Origin of the sequence: Rhodococcus indonesiensis (genome assembly GCF_047782815.1) — a bacterium.
Lineage (GTDB): Bacteria > Actinomycetota > Actinomycetes > Mycobacteriales > Mycobacteriaceae > Rhodococcus > Rhodococcus indonesiensis.
Map to the genome: position 1 here is coordinate 4,782,579 of NZ_CP180630.1, position 13,924 is coordinate 4,796,502.

Here is a 13,924-nt window from a genome sequence, read left to right on the forward strand (position 1 = left end):
CCGGCTACTGCACGATGCCGGCGGCGCGCAGCCCGGCGATCTGCTCGTCGGTGAGGCCGAGGTCGGCGAGCACCGCGTCGGTGTGCTGGCCCAGCGCCGGGACCGCACCCATGCGCATCTCCACGTCGGTGAACGTCATCGGCGGCAGCACGGCCCGCACGGGGCCCGCCTCGGTGGCCACCTCCCGCCACCGGTTGCGCTCCTCGAGCTGCGGGTGCTCGATCAGATCCTTCATCTCGTTCAGCCGGGCGGCGGGTACGCCCGCGGCGGCGAGACGCTTGTCGAGTTCGGCGGTCCCGAAGCGGCGCGTGTGCTCGGCGACGACCGCGTCGGTCTCGGCGCGGTGCTGCACCCGCAGGATGTTCGTCGCGAACTTCGGGTGCCCGGCGAGATCCGGACGGCCGAACACCTCGGTGACGAGGGCCCGCCAGCCGCGGTCGTTCTGCACACCGATCAGGATCTTCCCGTCGACGGTGGGGTACGCGTCGTAGGGCGCGATCGACGCGTGGCTCAGGCCCATCCGCTGAACCTGCGTGTCCTGATACATCTGCAGGTACATGGGGTGGCCGAGCCATTCGACGGTCGCGTCGAACATCGACACGTCGATCGTCGCACCCGCCCCGGTGCGCTCGCGCCGGAACAGCGCCGCCTGGATGGAGGTGAGCGCGTACATGCCGGCGGCGATGTCGGAGGTCGGGATGCCGGTCTTCGTGGCGGTCTCCGGGGTGCCCGTGATCGAACACAGCCCGGTTTCGGCCTGCACGAGCATGTCGTAGGCCTTGCGTTCGCGCAGCGGACCATCGGTGCCGTAGCCGGTCATGTTCACCACGATCAGCTCGGGTCGTGCGCGGCGCAGCTCGTCGGCGCCGAGCCCGAGCCGCGCCGCCGCGCCGGGTGCGAAGTTCTGGAGCACCACGTCGGCTTCGTCGACGAGGCGACGCACCGTGGCGACGCCCTCGGTGGCCTTGAGGTCGATGCAGATCGACTCCTTACCTCGGTTGAGCCACACGAAATGCGACGCGAGGCCGTGCACGGCGGCGTCGTAGTTGCGGGCGAAGTCGCCCTCCCCGACCCGTTCGATCTTGATGACGCGGGCGCCGAGATCGGCGAGGTGACGGGTCGCGATGGGGGCGGCGACCGCCTGTTCGAGGCTGACGACGGTGATGCCTTCCAGCGGCAGGCCCGTCGACACCTCGCCTGTCGGCTCGCTGTTCTCACTCATCCCGTCTGTGCCTTCCTGTCTCGGTATGCCGCTGCGGCTTCTCCCCTGGCACGCGAACACCACCGCCGCACGTCGTCCTCCCGCGCCCCGTGTCCGATCAGCCACGCCTCCGGCCCGCCGGGATGCGCGACCAGGCGCTCGACGATCGGGGTGATCGCCTCGGCGGGAGCGCGGAACAGGTCCGGCGGCACCGCCCGGTCGCCGTCCGAGGACGAGGCGCCGCGCAGCCCGACGGCCTCCCAGCGACGGTACAGAAGGGGCATGTTCGTGTCGGTGGCCACGTAGTCGTCGACGACGGCCTGCGGTTCCACACCCGCCGCGAGCAGCAGGACGGCGACCGCGAGACCGGTGCGGTCCTTGCCGGCGGTGCAGTGCACGAGGACCGGGCCCGCGGCCCGCGCGACTACCGGCACGAGACCGGCGAACAGCGGCGCGGCCACGTCGAACACGCGACCGTAGAGTTCGGCGAGGCCGAGGCCGGTGCGCCCGCCCGGTGCGGCGTCCGCGTGCAGCGACAGCTGGTGCACGCGCGTGCCGTCCGGCCAGGTGTATGCGCGGTGACCACGCTCGGCGTCGGACCGCAGGTCGACGACGGTCGCAGGCGGCCGGTCGGCGAGGAGTCCGCGCGCCACGTCGCCGGTGTAGCAGGCGTCGCCGCGGTACAGCACACCGGCGGCGGTGCGGCCGCCGTCGGTCAACGGCAGCCCACCGAGGTCCCGCAGGTTCACCGGCCCGGGTCCGGACTGTTCTTCGTCCTGCACGTGCGCCCCTTCTCGTCCGACCGGGACCCCGTGCCCCCGTCACCCCACAGTCGATACCCGACCGGCGGTACCTGTCCAGCGGGGTCCCGAGCGAACTACTCCGGCCGGCCGTCGGTGATCAGCGGCCACAACCCCCGCGACCCGGCCTCGACGGCCGCGGCGGTGAGCCTGTCGTCCCAGAACCGGACGGAGCCGAACTCGCGGCGCCACGACAGCAGCCGGTTCGCGTGCCGGTGCAGCTCGTGCTCCATGGTGAAGCCGATCGCACCGAGACTCTGGTGGGCGTTGCGCACCACCACCGACGCGGCGTGCCCCGCGCAGGACTTCGCTGCGGCGATCGCGAATCCCGCCTCGGTGCTGCCGAATCCGGACTCCTCGGCGATCGTCACGGCGGCCTGCGCGGCCGCGCGTGCGAGCGCGCCCTCGGCAGCGATGTCCGACACCAGGTGCTGCACCGCCTGGAACTTGGCGAGTGGACGGCCGAACTGGACGCGGGCGGTGGTGTGGCCGACCACCAGGTCGAGCACCCGTTCCATCGCGCCGCTCATCGCCAGCGCCCGGGCGAGTGCGCCGCGGCGCAGGAACTCCTCCGCGGTGCCGTCCGGCACCTCGGCACCGGAGAGCGCGGCGACGTCGACGCGGATGTGGTCGCGCGGCTCGGACGCGACGTCGACCGCCTCGGTGACCTCGACGTCGGCGCGGGCGACGTCGGCGACCCGCCACGCGCCGTCCGTCTCCCACAGCACGACCACGGCGTCCACGTCCCGGGCCCACGGCACGTGCCGGGCCGAGCCGTCGGCATTCAGCACCGCGGCGGTGCGTGCCGCCGCCGGATCGGTCACCGCGCGCGCACAGCCGGACAGCTGCAGCAGCCAGCCGGCGAGGAGGTCGTTCTCGGCCACCGGCACCGCCGCGGCACCGGCGCCCGCGGCGCCGAGCAGGTAGGCGGCCTCGGCCCAGCCCGCCTCACTGCCCCCGTCCGCCTCCGGGCCGGTGAGCCGGGCGAGACCGAGTTCGGCCAGGGTCGACCACAGTTCGCGGTCGAGACGCAGCGGGCCGCTGAGGCGGTGATCGTCGCCGCGGCGCTCACCGAAGAGCTGTTCGAGCATCTGCGCGAGTTCGCGCATCTCCACGTCGTTGCCGGTAGTCGCGTTACTCATCAGCGCATCCCCAATCCCCGCGCGATGACCCCGCGCAGAATCTCACTCGTGCCGCCTCGGAGGGTGAATCCGGGACGCTGCATGACACCGGCTCGCACCAGTTCGGCGAATCCCTCACCGGGGGCGTCGCTCTCGTCGGCCAGTTCGTCGGCGAGGTCGGCGATGTCGCCCTCGGTCTGGGTGCCGAGCACCTTGACCACCGACGCGGCGACCTCCGCGTTCTCGTGCCGCTGCAGTGCCTCGGACACCCCGCGGGACATGTGGTGCAGGCCGAAGATCCGGCCCACGAACGCGCCGATGCGGGGATCGGCCGGCAGGCGCCCGGCGCCGGCCTCGTCCACCGCGCCGGCGAGCACCCCGAAGGTGGACATGAAGCGTTCCGGGCCGCTGCGCTCGTAGCCGAGTTCGGAGGTGACCTGCGCCCAGCCGTCGCCGACGGTGCCGAGCACGAGGTCGTCGGGCACGAACACGTCGTCGAGGACGACCTCGTTGAAGTGGTGTTCACCGGACATCGACAGGACGGGCCGGATCTCCACGCCGGGCGAGTCGAGCAGGACGATGAACTGGCTCAGCCCGGCGTGCCGGTGCGCCGGGTCGAGCGGCGCGGAGCGGGCCAGCGCGAAGAAGGCGTCGGCGTGGTGGGCGCCGGAGGTCCACAGCTTGGTGCCGGTGATGCGCCAGCCGCCGTCGACCTGCACGGCCCTGGTCTTCACGCTCGCCAGGTCGGATCCGGACTCGGGCTCGCTCATGCCGATGGCCCAGCAGATCTCGCCGCGGGCGATACCGGGCAGGAAGCGCTGTTTCTGTTCCTCGGTGCCGTACTTGAGCAGCGACGGTGCAGCCTGTCGGTCCGCGACCCACTGGGCGGCGACCGGCGCACCGACGGCGAGGAGTTCCTCGGTGACGACGAAGCGCTCCATGAAGGTGCGGCCCTGCCCGCCGTACTCGGTGGGGATGGTCATGCCGACCCAGCCGCGGGCAGCCAGGGCCTTGGTGAAGTCGGTGTTCCAGCGGGCGAGCCAGGTGTCCACGCCGGGGGTGAACACGCCTGCGTCGATCTGCTCGCGCAGGAAGGCGCGCACCTCGGCTCGCAACTCCGCGAGGCTCGGGTCGGGGGCACCGGCGTCCGGCACCAGTGATGTACGCATCGTCGTCTTCTTCCGTGAGGGGGTCAGGGTCGCGGTTGCAGCAGCAGCAGGGCCAGATCGCCGTACCGGGCCGCGATGTCGGCGGGGGTGTCCGGACCGTCCGGGTCGTACCAGTTCGCGATCGAGGTCGTCATCGCCAGGATCGAGCGGCGACAGTCCTCCGGGTACGGGGTGGTGAACGCGCCGGATTTCACGCCGTCCTCGATGATGCTGCCCAGCAACTCGTTTCCGGAACGTCGCCGTTGCTCGTAGACCGCCGCGTTCTCCGGTTCCAGGTTGCGGACCTCGGTGCCGATCATCAAGCTCTGCTCCTGGCAGGTGGTGCGGAACCGGACGAGGGCGATCACCAGGGCCCGGAGTCGCTCCACCGGGTCGTCCCCGACGCGCGAAAGTTCCTCGTCGCACATCGCGTCGAAGGCGTTGACGCCGTCGATCAGGATGGCCAGGAGCAGGTCCTGCTTGTTCTTGTAGTGGTAGTACAGCGCCGACAGGCTGACGCCGGCTTCCTGGGCGATCGTCCGGATCGACGAGGCCCCGTATCCGTTGCGGACGAACTCGCGGCGGGCCGCCTCGATGAACGCCCGTTGCCGCTCCGAGGGCGCCACGGTGTCTCCCGGTCGTGCGTACGTTCCCCGCCGCGCGCTCATCGGCTACCTCCGGCGGTCGTGAGACGCAGCGCGCCCTTGACCAGCTTTCCGGTGGGGGTCCTGGGCAGTGCGTCGACGAAATCGACGCTGCGCGGGCACTTGTATCCGGCGATGCGGTCGCGGCAGTAGGCGATCAGTTCGGCGGCGAGCGCGTCGTCGCCGGCGACGCCCGCCGCCGGTTGGACGACCGCCCTGACCGATTCGCCCATCTCGGCGTCCGGCACGCCGATCACCGCGACGTCGAACACCGCGGGGTGCAGGGCGAGGGTGTTCTCGATCTCCTGCGGATAGATGTTCACCCCGCCTGAGATGATGGTGAACATGGCCCGGTCGGTGAGGAAGAGATAGCCGTCCTCGTCGAGGTATCCGATGTCCCCGGTCGTCGCCCACGTGGGATGCAGCGGGTGGCGCGACTCCGCCGTCTTCTCCGGATCGTTGTGGTACTCGAAGCTGTAGCCGGGACGTTCGAAGTAGATCGACCCGATCTGCCCGGCCGGCAACTCCGTTCCGTCCTCGGCGCAGACGTGGGCACGGCTGGGGTGGCCGTGACCGGTGCGGCCCACGGTGCCGGGTTTGCGGAGCCACTCCTGCGGCGAGACGATGGTGCTGCCGACGGATTCGGTGGACGAGTAGTACTCGTAGATCCGCTCGCCCCACCAGTCGATCATGGCGCGCTTGACCTCCGCCGGGCACGGCGCGGCCGAGTGGATGGCCACCCGCATCGCGGACAGGTCGTAGCGGGAGCGGGTCCGGTCGGGCAGCTTCAGCATCCGGACGAAATGCGTGGGCACCCACTGACTGTGAGTGACGCGGTGGCGCTCGAGGTCGGCGAGGCAGGTCTCGGCGTCGAACCTTCCGGCGACGATCGCCGTGCCGCCGAGGGCCTGCGCCGCGGCCCCGAATCGCAGCGGCGCAGCGTGGTAGATCGGGGCCGGGGAGTAGTACACGCAACTGTCGTCGAAGTCGAAACGCTGCAGCAGCCCGACCGCATTGGAGGCCGCCTGCTCGCCGACCTGGGCACCGCCGAGCGCAGGCTTGATTCCCTTGGGCCGGCCCGTCGTTCCGGAGGAGTAGAGCATGTCCGTGCCGCCGGGCTGGTCGGCCGGCGGCACGGTGCTCATCGCCGCGATCTCGGCTTCGTATCCGAGGTGTCCGGGTACGTCACCGCCGAATGCCAAGCGGTGCCGCACCTTCGGCGTGTCGACGGCAACGGCGACGGCCAGGTCCGCGAGCGGAGCGGAGACCACGAGGGCGGTGGCGTCGCAGTCGTCGACGATGTAGGCGACCTCGGAGGGGGCGAGATGCGTGTTGACGAACGTCACGTACATGCCGGACCGTACTGCCGCCCAGTACAGTTCGAATGCGGTGACGTCGTTGACCGACAGCACCGCGAGGTGGTCGCCGGGGCCGAGGCCGTGGGCGCGGAGCCAGTGCGCGAACTGCACCGAACGGTCCTCGAGCTCACGGTAGCTCACCACCCGGCCGGTGGCGGCCTCGATCGCCGCCGGCTTGTCCGGGGCGGCCGACGCGTAGCGTCCGGGATACATCCGAGCTCCTTTCCACCTGCCTGACGGGACGGCTACAGGCCGAGGTCCTTGGCGATGATTGTCTTCATGACTTCGCTGGTGCCACCGTAGATCCGGCTGACGCGGGTGTCGGCGTAGAGCCGGGCGATCGGATACTCGGTGATGTAGCCGTACCCGCCGTGCAACTGCAGGCACTTGTCGATCACGCGACCGGAGACCTCGGTGCAGAACAGCTTCGCCCGGGCGGCGTCGGCGACCGACAGCTCGCCCCGGTCGAGCAGCTCGAGGCAGTGATCCGCGAAGACGCGGGCAGCCTGCACCTCGGCGGAGCATTCCGCGAGGACGAACTTGGTGTTCTGGAACGAAGCCACCGGCTTGCCGAACACCTTGCGGTCCCGCGTGTACGCGAGGGCATGCTCGATCGCGGCCGCAGCCTGGCCCACCTGGTTCAGGGCGATGCTCAGACGTTCCTGGGGCAGGTTGTGGGCGAGGTAGCCGAACGCCTTGCCCTCCTCGCCGAGGAGATTCTCCACCGGCACCTTCACGTCCTGGTACGACAGCTCGGCGGTGTCCTGCTGGTGCAGACCGAGCTTGTCGAGCTTGCGGCCGACGGAGAACCCTTCGGCGTCGGTGGGGACGCAGAGGATCGACAGACCGGCGCGACGGTCCTGCGGGTCGAACGGCGCGGTGCGGCACACGGTGAGGACCAGATCGGCGGTGACGCCGCCGGTGATGAACGTCTTCGCGCCGTTGACGACGTAGTGCGAGCCGTCGGCGGACAGCTTGGCAGTAGTGGCGATGTTGGCCAGATCGGAGCCGGTGCCGGGCTCGGTCATCGCGATGGCGGTCATCATCCGGCCGGACGCGAAGTCCGGCAACCAGCGCTTACGCTGCTCGTCGGTGCCGTATTCGAGCAGGTACGGCAGGATCAGGCAGGAGTGCACGGTGTACGAGCCGAAGGAGACGCCGGCCCGCGCCACTTCCTCGAACACGATGGCGTTGTACTTGAAGCTCGACTCGCCGCCACCGCCGAACTCCTCGGGCACCTGGATGCCGAGGATGCCGAGTTCACCGAGACGGTGGAAGAACTCGCGCGGGGGCCGGCCCAGCCCGTCCCACTCCTCGTGCTGCGGCAGCACCTCTCGCGCGATGAAATCGCGCACCATGGATCGGAATTCGTCGTGCTCCCGGCTGAAGATCGTCCGCTCCACGGCCGTGCTCCTTCGTTTGCGTGCGGCGACCCGAGGGGGTCGCGGCGGTCAGTTCCCGGTGAAGTTCCCGCTGCGGCGTTCGAGGAACGCCGAGAGGGCCTCGCCGTGGTCGGCGGTGTGGTGCGAGAGGGCCTGGAACGCTGCGGAGAGCTCGAGGATGCTGTCGAGATCCTGGCGCTGGCCCTCGCGCATCAGCTTCTTGGTCATGCGCAGTGCGTGCGGCGGGTTCGAGGCGACGCGGGCGGCGAGCTCACCGGCCGTGGCGAGCAGCTGATCGGGTTCGACGACCCGGGAGACCATGCCCCACTCCAGCGCGGTGGCGGCGTCGACGCGGTCGCCGGTGAAGGCCATCTCCGCGGCCCGCGCCGACCCGATGGCGCGGGGCAGCAGCCAGGCACCGCCGTCGCCGGGGATGATGCCGAGCTTGACGAAACTCTCGGCGAAGAACGCGGTGTTCGAGGCGATCCGCATGTCGCACATCATGGCCAGGTCGCAGCCGGCGCCGACCGCGGGTCCGTTGACTGCGGCGATGATCGGCACCTCGCAGTGGTAGATCGCCTTGGGCAGCCGCTGGATTCCGCGACGGTAACCCTCCCGCAGCTGATGCGGGGCGCCCCCGAACATCCCCGTACGGTCGGCCATGTCCTTGACGTTGCCGCCGGCCGAGAACGCGCTCCCGGCTCCGGTGAGGATCACCACGCGGGTCTCGTAGTCCGCGTTCGCCTCGTCCACGAGCTGCACCAGTCGCTCGACGACGTCGTCGCCGGAGATCGGATTACGCGCCTCGGGCAGGTTGATCGTCCATGTCGTGACGTGGCCTTCGCGGCTGGAGAGTACGACGTCCTCGGGTGCGCTCATGCGGAGGTCCTTTCGGCCGACGGAACGGCAGGCAGCAGATTAGGTCGAACGATCGTTCAAATTACTGTGCCGAGGACCTGTTGTAAAGAGGTGGACGCCGCGACGGCCGGGCCGGCCGCGGTCAGGCGAAGTCGAATACGGGTGGGAGCACGCACACCACCAGCGCCGCCCAGATCCCGAAGACCGGCAGGTACCGGGTCTGCCAGCGTTCGACGGAGCCGAAGCCGCGGCGGCCACGGACGAACCCGAACAGGAGCCGAGCCGACCAGGCGAGACCGACCAGCAGAACCAGGTTCATCCCGAGTGCGGCCACCTTGTTGGCAGTGAAGCCGAACTCCGCGATTCGCGTGAGCATGGCGGCCAGCATGAGCACGTCGACCACGAGCGCGAGGACGACGAGGACGAGCTGCAGGCGGTCGAACAGGTCGGGCGGCAGGTACGGCTCGCGGGCGGAGACCGCGTACAGCAGCAGGCCCAGGACGACGACGAGGATCAGGTCCATCAGGATCAGCAGATTCCGGTCGACGTCGACGACGCTTCCCGTGGTCGCGAAGGCCCCGAGCAACACCAGCAGCATGACGATGGTGACGGGTGTGAACACGCGCGTCAGAACGGGCGCGATGTTCTCCACCACGTTCTGCTTCGCCTCGACCAGCCAGGCGGCGACGACGACCGCACCCGCCGCGCCGAACGGCAGCACCCACTCCTCGACGACCCACTCGGCATCCGTGCCGAGCGCATCGAACGCGCCGATCGTCAGACCCACCAGCACACCCCCGCCGAGGGCGAGAAGGGTGAGATAGACGACCCATTCGCCGGTGAACCGGATGAAGTCCATCCGGCGCCGGTCGGACCGCCACTCGCCACCGACGTAGGCGAGACCGACGACGAACCACAACACGATCGGGGTGTGGATCGCGACGATCACCTCGGTCGATCCGTTCGGCGCGAAGGGGTACCCGTTGATCACGACCGCCGCCAACGCGAACGGCACCAGCAGCGCCGCGGCGCCGCGGGGCGACATCCGGCGCTTCCACGCGAAGTATGCGGTCAGGAACGGAAGCACGAGCAGAGCGAGGTTGCGCGCGACGACGCCCTCGTCCAGGGTCGCCAGCCCCACCTTCAGGGCGACGGCACCGCCGACGGCGAGCGCGAGAACGACGAGCAGTTCACGCCTGGGGCGGGGACCGCCGTCGCCCGAGGCGTCGGATGTCAGGACGAGCTGCTTCCAGAGGCGATCGGAATGCTCGCGTGCGAATTCCCGGGAGATGTCGTCCACGCTGCCCATGCGTTTGACCGCGACCAGGAATGCCTCGTCGGCCGCCAGTCCGGCGGCGGACAGATCCGAGATCTGGTCCCTCAGGTGGTCTTCCATCTCGTCGGCGTCGGCGGTGGAGATCACGCGGCGACGCTCGACGTAGCCCCGCCACCGACCGATCTGCGACTCCAGCGCGGCGTCCATCACGACCACCCCGGGGCCGCGGGCATCTCCGCGCAGCGCCAGACCTGGTCGAGCGCGTCCGCGACGACGTCCCACTGACTGCGCCGCTCGGCGAGCGCGCTCCGTCCCGCGTCGGTGATCGCGTAGTGCTTGCGTCGCCGTCCGGTGTCGGAGCTTCCCCACGACGCCGACACGTATCCGGACCGTTCGAGCCGGTGCAGCAGGGGGTAGAGCATTCCGTCGGTCCATTGGATCCGTCCACGGGACAGGTCCTTGACGCGTTTGAGAATGGCGTAGCCGTAGGACTCACCCTCGGCGAGGATTCCGAGCACGAGCGGGGTCGCCGACGCCGCCACGAGGTCCTTCTCGATGTACATAGGTCTCCTATGCCTAGATCTGCTAGGCATGAAGGTAGCAGGTCCAGCACAGGACGGTCGGTCTTCTGCTGCGAACCACGGGTTCGAAGCGGCCGTCACGCACTTACGCCGCAGGGAGGGTGCCGGTGTCCCGGCACCCTCCCTGCGGTGGGCATACGTCGCCACTCCGTACTGCTGTGTACCGCCCGGTCGGCAGGCGGCTCTCGTGACGCGGTCAGCCCTTCTTCGGCTCCGCCTCCACCTCGTCGTCGTCGGCGAAGACCAACCGGCCGTCGTCCAGCGCGACGGCCCAACGGCGTACCGGCGCCCAGTCCCGTCCGAGTTGCTCGCCGGCCCGGGCGGCCTCGCTGGCGTAGTCCTCGACCACTACACCGGGCGCCCGGCTCTTCTCGCCGCCGCGGCGCACCACCACCCGCGAGCCGACGGTGAGCCCGCCACTGCCTGCGTCTCCCGAGTTGTCACTCATAACAAACGATCATGACATTGAATGCGCCTGCGGACAGCCCAACGGCGGTTCGGCGCCACCGTGTCGGCCTCGGCACGTCCTCACAGCTCGGCTCACTCGACGATCGGGAACAGGGAGTCGCCGTCCTCGGGACTGCCGTCGATCTGGCCGCGGTCGACGCGCGAGTCCTCGACGATGACACCGTCGACCACCTCGGCGTGCTTCCCACCGCCCGCGACGGCGACGTCCCCGTCGACCACCTCGTCGACGACATCCTCGGTCAGTTCGTCGTCGGGCATGGCCGCGACCGGCCGTTCGAGCGGCTCTGCGGGTGCCACGTCGGGCTCCTCCTCCGCGAGGCGCTGGTCCAGCGACTCGCCTTCCTGCTCCTCCCGCTGCGTGGTGCCGAACCGGTCGGCGCCGCTCCAGCCCTCCGGCGGGTCCACGGCCTCGTCGCCGTCGTCGTTGCGGACTTCGTCGGAGTCGAGGCCCTCGCTGGGGCTGAGGGTGTCGCCGGGACCGTCTTCGATACTCATGGCTGTGACGTACCCGAGCCGGCGAACACGGAAACGCACAGACCACGGAAACACACAACGGCGCAGGTTTACCGGGGCCGGCGGCCGGATATGCCGGGGAGACGACCACAGCGAGGAAGCCTTCCCATGGACGAGAACGACCTCTTCCGGCACATCGAGGAACTGGTGGACGAGGAGAAGGCGCTGCGTTCGCAGTCGAGCGGCGACGGCACGAGCGATCAGGACCGGCAGCGTCTGCGCGCCGTCGAGGAACGCCTCGACCAGTGCTGGGACCTGCTCCGGCAGCGCCGCGCGAAAGCCGAGTTCGGCAACGACCCGGACGAGGCGGAGGCGCGGCCCGTGGGGGAGGTCGAGTCCTACCGCCAGTGAGGACCTCGATGACCGGGATCACGAGGAGGACGGATGAGGTTCAGAGCATCGAAAACCATTGCTGCAGTGGCGCTCTCGCTCGGTCTGGCCACCTCGTGCAGCGACGGCGACACCCCGGCGCCGACCACCGGTGGGTCCGTGCCCGCGTCGGCACTAGTGACGGCGACGACGGTCGAGAGCACCTCCGTGCCGGACACCTCGCCGGCCACAGCGTATGAGGACACCACCCCACCACCGACCGAGGCGTCCTTTCCCGGCGAGAATCTGACCCCGGAGGAGGCCGGGGAACTTCAGCGTGCGGTCGACGAGGGCAGCCAGCCGTGGCGGCTGGATCCATCCCTGGTCGCGCAGGCATTCGTGGCGGACCGGTTCGGTTGGAGCGACACCGAGGCGCGCATGGCCGACCCGCACACCGTGGAGGTGACCGACCGCGCGGACGGCAGCATCGTGGTGCTGCAGCTGCGCCAGCCCGTCCGAGAGGGAGCCGACGGCATCTGGGTCGTCACGGACGGCGTCCGGATCGGCTGAGGAACCCGCGCCGGAATCATGCCTGCGCCGCGGTTTGCCGCACGAGGTCGACGATCGCGACGGGAGTATCCGACTGCGGCGCGTGCCCGGCCCACGGCAGCGGCACGAACCGCGCCCCGGGAATCAGCGGGACGTATCGCACCGTCTGCGCGGATGCGACGACATCGAGCACGCCCTGCGCGAGGGTGACGGGGCACGAAACGCGGTCGAGACCCGTCGGTACGTCCGTCAGTACGGCATTCCACAGCATCGACCAGTAACCCTCCGATTCCGCGAAACCTCCCTTCACGGACAGTGATTCGGCTTTCGAAGTGCGCCACGGAAGGGCCCGCAGCCCGGCGGTGAGTGCCGTGCGCCCGACGGTGCTGTGCGACATCCGCTCGATCAACGGGCTGCGTGCCTTGTTGACGATCCGCGCGGCGGCCATGAGCAGTCCCTGAAGCGCCCGCTCCGGCGGCAACCCGAGACCGGACGGGGACAGGGCCACCACCGACAGGGCGCGGCCGCGCCGTGCCAGGTCGAGCGCGAGGCGGCCGCCGAGGGAGTTGCCCAGGATGTGCACCCGATCCAGCCCGTGGGCGTCGAGGTCCGCCGCGAGGGCAGCGCCGAGGGACTCGACAGTGGGACGAGTCGGCAGCATCGGGGACGATCCGTGGCCGGGAAGGTCCACGGCCAGGACGTCGAAGTGCTCGGCGAGGCGCGGAACGAGTTCGGCGAAGTCGTCGCGGGTGGCGCCGATCCCGTGCAGGAGAAGCAGTGGTTCGCCGGAACCGGCACGTCGACAGGCCAATCGAGGAGTGTGCATCGTGCCCATCCTGCCCGGACCGGGAGGGTGCGGCCACCCGGGCGGCCCCCGTCACACCGGCTCGAGCAGTTCCGGACGGTTGTTGCGGGGGTTGTTGACCTCGGTGCCGACCTCGTACGGATGCAGGTGCGGTTCCGGTACCGAGGCGACCAGCGCGTCGACGTCGTCGCGGTCGGTGAGGGCCGGGTCGAGCCACACGTCCAGGAAGGACGGCGGCAGCACCAGTGGACACCGCTCGTGGATCTGCCCAGCGGCGTCGGTGGCCTCCGTCGTCAGCACGGTGACCGTCCACAGCCACTTGTCGGGATGGTCGTCGGGCAGGTCCGGATCGGGCCACAGCTCGTAGAGTCCCGCCATCGCGAGCACACCGTCGCCGTGCAGGAAGTACGGGACCTTGGTGCCGTCCTCGCGCTTCTGCCACTCGAAGTAGCCGTCGGCCGGCAGGATGCACCGTCGCCGCGAGGCGGCGGCCTTGAACGACGGCTTCTCGGTGATCGTCTCGCAGCGGGCGTTGATCATCCGGTTGCCGATCTTCGGGTCCTTCGCCCACGACGGCACGAGCCCCCACCGGGCGGACCGGAGCTGTCGCACCGGCTCCGCGCCGGGCTCGCCCTTCGGGGCGCGCTCGAGCACCACCCGCACGGTCTGCGTCGGCGCGACGTTGTACGACGGGGGCAGCGGATCCCCCACCGTCTCCACCACGTCGAACAGGGAGCGCAGTTCCTGATCGGTGACCGTGCTCGCATACCGACCGCACATGGGCACTCACCTTCCGTCGTCGGGCCTCGACCGGTCGATTCCCATGGTGCCGCACCGCACCGACACGCGTGTGACGCCGGTCATCGGCAGGGGCCGTCCTGACGGGACGCCGGACCCCGCGCGCTAGCCTG

The 13,924-nt window shown here is 70.1% G+C and carries 16 protein-coding genes; 2 read left to right on the top strand and 14 right to left on the bottom strand.

The annotated features are described in order from the left end of the window. Nucleotides 1-4: 4 nt before the first annotated feature. The 12 genes from ACM26Y_RS21875 to ACM26Y_RS21930 all read right to left on the bottom strand — a co-directional run bounded on the left by ACM26Y_RS21875 (nucleotide 5) and on the right by ACM26Y_RS21930 (nucleotide 11,332). Entirely contained in the window at nucleotides 5-1,222 is a 1,218-nt protein-coding gene (locus ACM26Y_RS21875) for a CaiB/BaiF CoA transferase family protein (RefSeq protein WP_416061943.1), read from the bottom strand. Then, nucleotides 1,219-1,983, bottom strand: a complete 765-nt coding sequence (locus ACM26Y_RS21880) for a tyrosine-protein phosphatase (protein WP_416061944.1) — start codon at nucleotides 1,981-1,983, stop codon at nucleotides 1,219-1,221. Before ACM26Y_RS21880 ends, ACM26Y_RS21875 begins: the two co-directional genes overlap by 4 nt. 95 nt (nucleotides 1,984-2,078) lie before the next feature. Beyond that, nucleotides 2,079-3,143: an acyl-CoA dehydrogenase family protein gene (locus ACM26Y_RS21885; RefSeq protein WP_416061945.1), complete on the bottom strand. Its 1,065-nt coding sequence runs from the start codon at nucleotides 3,141-3,143 to the stop codon at nucleotides 2,079-2,081. Then, nucleotides 3,143-4,291, bottom strand: coding sequence for an acyl-CoA dehydrogenase family protein (locus ACM26Y_RS21890; protein ID WP_416061946.1), 1,149 nt, complete (start codon nucleotides 4,289-4,291; stop codon nucleotides 3,143-3,145). The genes ACM26Y_RS21885 and ACM26Y_RS21890 overlap by 1 nt, the downstream gene beginning before the upstream one ends. A 23-nt stretch (nucleotides 4,292-4,314) precedes the next feature. After that, entirely contained in the window at nucleotides 4,315-4,896 is a 582-nt protein-coding gene (locus ACM26Y_RS21895) for a TetR/AcrR family transcriptional regulator (protein ID WP_003938186.1), read from the bottom strand. 38 nt (nucleotides 4,897-4,934) lie between these two features. After that, nucleotides 4,935-6,485 (bottom strand): acyl-CoA synthetase, encoded by a 1,551-nt coding sequence (locus tag ACM26Y_RS21900; protein ID WP_416061947.1) that lies wholly within the window; start codon nucleotides 6,483-6,485, stop codon nucleotides 4,935-4,937. A gap of 32 nt (nucleotides 6,486-6,517) precedes the next feature. Beyond that, nucleotides 6,518-7,675: an acyl-CoA dehydrogenase family protein gene (locus tag ACM26Y_RS21905; RefSeq protein WP_054374325.1), complete on the bottom strand. Its 1,158-nt coding sequence runs from the start codon at nucleotides 7,673-7,675 to the stop codon at nucleotides 6,518-6,520. Nucleotides 7,676-7,723: 48 nt separating this feature from the next. Then, nucleotides 7,724-8,533, bottom strand: coding sequence for a crotonase/enoyl-CoA hydratase family protein (locus ACM26Y_RS21910; RefSeq protein WP_003938189.1), 810 nt, complete (start codon nucleotides 8,531-8,533; stop codon nucleotides 7,724-7,726). 121 nt (nucleotides 8,534-8,654) lie between these two features. Continuing rightward, nucleotides 8,655-9,995: a permease prefix domain 1-containing protein gene (locus ACM26Y_RS21915; RefSeq protein ID WP_054374365.1), complete on the bottom strand. Its 1,341-nt coding sequence runs from the start codon at nucleotides 9,993-9,995 to the stop codon at nucleotides 8,655-8,657. Beyond that, on the bottom strand, nucleotides 9,995-10,351 hold the full coding sequence (locus ACM26Y_RS21920; protein WP_003938191.1) for a PadR family transcriptional regulator: 357 nt from the start codon (nucleotides 10,349-10,351) through the stop codon (nucleotides 9,995-9,997). The genes ACM26Y_RS21915 and ACM26Y_RS21920 overlap by 1 nt, the downstream gene beginning before the upstream one ends. Nucleotides 10,352-10,565: 214 nt before the next feature. Continuing rightward, nucleotides 10,566-10,817: a hypothetical protein gene (locus ACM26Y_RS21925; protein WP_003938192.1), complete on the bottom strand. Its 252-nt coding sequence runs from the start codon at nucleotides 10,815-10,817 to the stop codon at nucleotides 10,566-10,568. 92 nt (nucleotides 10,818-10,909) lie between these two features. After that, nucleotides 10,910-11,332, bottom strand: a complete 423-nt coding sequence (locus ACM26Y_RS21930) for a hypothetical protein (protein WP_054374331.1) — start codon at nucleotides 11,330-11,332, stop codon at nucleotides 10,910-10,912. Between the two features lie 126 nt (nucleotides 11,333-11,458). Here ACM26Y_RS21930 and ACM26Y_RS21935 point away from each other — a divergent pair, with 126 nt between their 5' ends. Both ACM26Y_RS21935 and ACM26Y_RS21940 read left to right on the top strand, forming a co-directional pair. Further along, nucleotides 11,459-11,701, top strand: coding sequence for a DUF2630 family protein (locus ACM26Y_RS21935; protein WP_416061948.1), 243 nt, complete (start codon nucleotides 11,459-11,461; stop codon nucleotides 11,699-11,701). Nucleotides 11,702-11,734: 33 nt separating this feature from the next. Beyond that, nucleotides 11,735-12,229 carry an acyl transferase gene (locus ACM26Y_RS21940; RefSeq protein ID WP_416061949.1) on the top strand — a complete coding sequence of 165 codons (495 nt, stop codon included), beginning with the start codon at nucleotides 11,735-11,737 and terminating at the stop codon, nucleotides 12,227-12,229. Between the two features lie 16 nt (nucleotides 12,230-12,245). Here the strand turns inward: ACM26Y_RS21940 and ACM26Y_RS21945 are convergent, their stop codons facing one another. Together ACM26Y_RS21945 and ACM26Y_RS21950 are read right to left on the bottom strand one after the other, a co-directional pair. Continuing rightward, nucleotides 12,246-13,019: an alpha/beta fold hydrolase gene (locus ACM26Y_RS21945; RefSeq protein ID WP_289378614.1), complete on the bottom strand. Its 774-nt coding sequence runs from the start codon at nucleotides 13,017-13,019 to the stop codon at nucleotides 12,246-12,248. A gap of 66 nt (nucleotides 13,020-13,085) precedes the next feature. Then, on the bottom strand, nucleotides 13,086-13,793 hold the full coding sequence (locus ACM26Y_RS21950; RefSeq protein ID WP_003938197.1) for an SOS response-associated peptidase: 708 nt from the start codon (nucleotides 13,791-13,793) through the stop codon (nucleotides 13,086-13,088). Nucleotides 13,794-13,924: the final 131 nt, after the last annotated feature.

Bases quoted from the DNA above. Each gene is read 5' to 3' on its own strand.
- ACM26Y_RS21920 (WP_003938191.1), bottom strand. From the start codon at position 10,351: ATGTACATCGAGAAGGACCTCGTGGCGGCGTCGGCGACCCCGCTCGTG.
- ACM26Y_RS21925 (WP_003938192.1), bottom strand. From the start codon at position 10,817: ATGAGTGACAACTCGGGAGACGCAGGCAGTGGCGGGCTCACCGTCGGC.
- ACM26Y_RS21930 (WP_054374331.1), bottom strand. From the start codon at position 11,332: ATGAGTATCGAAGACGGTCCCGGCGACACCCTCAGCCCCAGCGAGGGC.
- ACM26Y_RS21935 (WP_416061948.1), top strand. From the start codon at position 11,459: ATGGACGAGAACGACCTCTTCCGGCACATCGAGGAACTGGTGGACGAG.
- ACM26Y_RS21900 (WP_416061947.1), bottom strand. From the start codon at position 6,485: ATGTATCCCGGACGCTACGCGTCGGCCGCCCCGGACAAGCCGGCGGCG.
- ACM26Y_RS21875 (WP_416061943.1), bottom strand. From the start codon at position 1,222: ATGAGTGAGAACAGCGAGCCGACAGGCGAGGTGTCGACGGGCCTGCCG.
- ACM26Y_RS21950 (WP_003938197.1), bottom strand. From the start codon at position 13,793: ATGTGCGGTCGGTATGCGAGCACGGTCACCGATCAGGAACTGCGCTCC.
- ACM26Y_RS21915 (WP_054374365.1), bottom strand. From the start codon at position 9,995: ATGGACGCCGCGCTGGAGTCGCAGATCGGTCGGTGGCGGGGCTACGTC.
- ACM26Y_RS21940 (WP_416061949.1), top strand. From the start codon at position 11,735: ATGAGGTTCAGAGCATCGAAAACCATTGCTGCAGTGGCGCTCTCGCTC.
- ACM26Y_RS21885 (WP_416061945.1), bottom strand. From the start codon at position 3,143: ATGAGTAACGCGACTACCGGCAACGACGTGGAGATGCGCGAACTCGCG.
- ACM26Y_RS21910 (WP_003938189.1), bottom strand. From the start codon at position 8,533: ATGAGCGCACCCGAGGACGTCGTACTCTCCAGCCGCGAAGGCCACGTC.
- ACM26Y_RS21890 (WP_416061946.1), bottom strand. From the start codon at position 4,291: ATGCGTACATCACTGGTGCCGGACGCCGGTGCCCCCGACCCGAGCCTC.